The sequence below is a fragment of the Streptomyces solincola genome (genome assembly GCF_002982015.1).
In the GTDB taxonomy this organism is placed as follows: Bacteria; Actinomycetota; Actinomycetes; order Streptomycetales; family Streptomycetaceae; genus Streptomyces; species Streptomyces solincola.
Map to the genome: position 1 here is coordinate 1 of NZ_PVLV01000619.1, position 2,634 is coordinate 2,634.

At 75.5% G+C, this 2,634-nt stretch carries 3 protein-coding genes; 2 read left to right on the forward strand and 1 reads right to left on the reverse strand.

Annotated features, from left to right (window positions below; translation table 11 throughout):
• Positions 1 to 170: 170 nt before the first annotated feature.
• Positions 171 to 719, reverse strand: coding sequence for a beta-class carbonic anhydrase (locus C6N75_RS28290; protein WP_105871699.1), 549 nt, complete (start codon positions 717 to 719; stop codon positions 171 to 173).
• 359 nt (positions 720 to 1,078) lie between these two features.
• On the opposite strand from C6N75_RS28290, the gene rsmH reads away from it, so the two are divergent.
• Positions 1,079 to 2,038, forward strand: a complete 960-nt coding sequence (gene rsmH / locus C6N75_RS28295) for a 16S rRNA (cytosine(1402)-N(4))-methyltransferase RsmH (protein WP_258177661.1) — start codon at positions 1,079 to 1,081, stop codon at positions 2,036 to 2,038.
• Between the two features lie 91 nt (positions 2,039 to 2,129).
• A partial coding sequence (locus C6N75_RS28300) for an FtsB family cell division protein (RefSeq protein ID WP_105871701.1) occupies positions 2,130 to 2,634 on the forward strand: 505 nt, incomplete at its 3' end.

Here is a 2,634-nt window from a genome sequence, read left to right on the forward strand (position 1 = left end):
GTGTCATCCGCCTGTGGACAACCGCAGGCGAATTGCCGGGTACGCCGTGTTTCGGGTGGGTCGCACAGTCGCCGGACCGGCCGGGGGAAGGCCGGGCGAAGGTCCGGCATAGGCCGAGGAAGGGGCCGGGGGAGCGGGCCCCCGGTGCGCGACCGGGGGCCGGGGGGCGCTCAGACCGCCGGGGCGACCTCGTTCAGCAGGCCCGTCTTCACGTCGAAGACGAAGCCGCGCACGTCCTCGGTGCTCAGCAGGAACGGCGAGGTGCGCACCCGCTGCATCGACTGCCGCACGTCCTGCTCGACGTCCCGGAACGACTCCACCGCCCAGGCCGGACGCTGACCGACCTCGCGCTCAATGTCGTGCCGGAACTCCTCGGTCAGCGACTCCAGGCCGCAGCCGGTGTGGTGCACCAGCACCACGCTGCGGGTGCCCAGCGCCCGCTGGCTGATGGTGAGCGAGCGGATCACGTCGTCGGTGACCACGCCGCCCGCGTTGCGGATGGTGTGGCAGTCGCCCAACTCCAGGCCGAGCGCGGCGTGCAGGTCGATCCGGGCGTCCATGCAGGCCACCACGGCGACCTTCAGGACCGGCCGGGCGTCCATGCCGGGATCGGTGAAACCGGCGGCGTAGGTCCGGTTGGCTTCGACGAGACGGTCCGTGACCGAGCCGCCGTCGGCGGTCGCGGAGGGGGCGGGGTGCGCGGAAGCGGAAGTCGACATGGCTCCGACGTTACTGGTCAGCGCGGCGGGCGGCGCGCCGTGGAGGGGGACGAAGTACGCCGATGCGGGCCGCTGTGAGGCAATCCACAGACGATCCGCGACCCTCCCGGCCGGCCGCGCGCCACGCGAAGGGCGGTTGGTTGACCGCGCGGGGCGGTGGACTAGAGTGACCGCAGTTCACGGAGACCATCCAGCGGCATCCCCGGTGCCCGGTTCCTCCCCCCGCGTGCGCGGCGGAACGTACGGCTCGGCCCCTCCCGCTCGCCGGACCGGCCGACCCCTCCCGGCGCCGGCCCGCCGCTCCCCCGGGCGCCGACCCCGAGGCGTGACGCCGGGCCCGAATCCTGAGAGGGCGCGCCTTGACCCCCCCGTCCCGACACGTCCCGGTGATGCTCCAGCGCTGCCTGGACATGCTGGCCCCCGCTCTGGGACGGCCGGGCGCCGTCGTCGTCGACTGCACCCTCGGCCTCGGCGGCCACAGCGAGGCGCTGCTGACCCGCTTCCCCGAGGCCAGGCTGGTCGCCCTGGACCGGGACACGGAGGCGCTGCGCCTGGCCGGCGAGCGGCTGGCCCCCTTCGGCGAACGCGCCACCCTGGTGCACGCGGTCTACGACGAGCTGCCCGAGGTCCTGGACCGGCTCGGCCTGCCCCGCGTCCAGGGCGTCCTGTTCGACCTCGGCGTCTCCTCCATGCAGCTCGACGAGGCCGACCGCGGCTTCGCCTACGCCCAGGACGCCCCGCTGGACATGCGGATGGACCAGACGACCGGCGTCAGCGCCGCCGAGGTCCTCAACACCTACCCGCCCGGCGACCTGGTCCGCATCCTGCGTGCGTACGGCGAGGAGAAGCAGGCCAAGCGGATCGTCTCGGCCATCGTGCGCGCACGCGAGAAGGAGCCGTTCAGCCGCAGCGCCCGGCTGGTCGAGCTGATCCGCGAGGCGCTGCCGCAGGCCGCCAAGCGCACCGGCGGCAACCCGGCCAAGCGCACCTTCCAGGCCCTGCGCATCGAGGTCAACGGCGAGCTGTCGGTGCTGGAGAGCGCCATCCCGGCCGCGGTGGCGGCGCTCGCCGTCGGCGGCCGGATCGCCGTGCTGTCGTACCACTCGCTGGAGGACCGGCTGGTCAAGCAGGTGCTCAGCGCCGGCGCGGCCACCACCGCCCCGCCCGGCCTGCCCGTCGTCCCCGAGCGCTACCAGCCCCGGCTGAAGCTGCTGACCCGCGGCGCGGAGCTGCCCACCGAGGAGGAGATCGCCGAGAACCGGCGCGCCGCCCCGGCCAGGCTGCGCGGCGCCGAGCGCATCAGGGAGGACGATCGGTGAGCGCACCGGGCGGCGGCGGCCAGGGAGCTGAGGAGGAGCGGTGACCACAGCGGGACCCCTGCGGGGACGAGCCGGCCGACTGGCCCGGCTGATGCCGTCCGGGCCGAGCACCGCCGCCCGCACCCCCTTCGTCCTGCTGGTGGTGCTGCTGCTGGGCGGCGGGCTGATCACCCTGCTGCTGCTCAACTCCTCGCTCAACCACGGCTCCTTCGAGCTGAGCGAGCTGAAGAAGCGCACCACCGAGCTGACCGACGAGGAGCAGGAGCTGCGCCGCGAGGTGGACGGCCGGTCCGCGCCGGACGCCCTGGAGCGCCGCGCCCGGCAGCTCGGCATGGTGCCCGGCGGCAGCCCCGCCTTCCTCGACCCGGACGGCGCCGTGCGCGGCAAGCCGAGCCGGGCCACCGCCCAGCCGCTGCCGCCCTCCGCCGCCCCGGAGACGGCCGCCGGCGCCCCCTCGGCGGCCCCCGGCACACCACCGGGAGCAGTCGGTACGCCGCCGGGGGCCGACCCCGCCGCCGTACCCCCGCCCGGCACCGCGACCGATCCGCAGACCGCCGGCCGGCAGCCCGTCCCCGTCCCGGGCGCCGTGCCGGGGC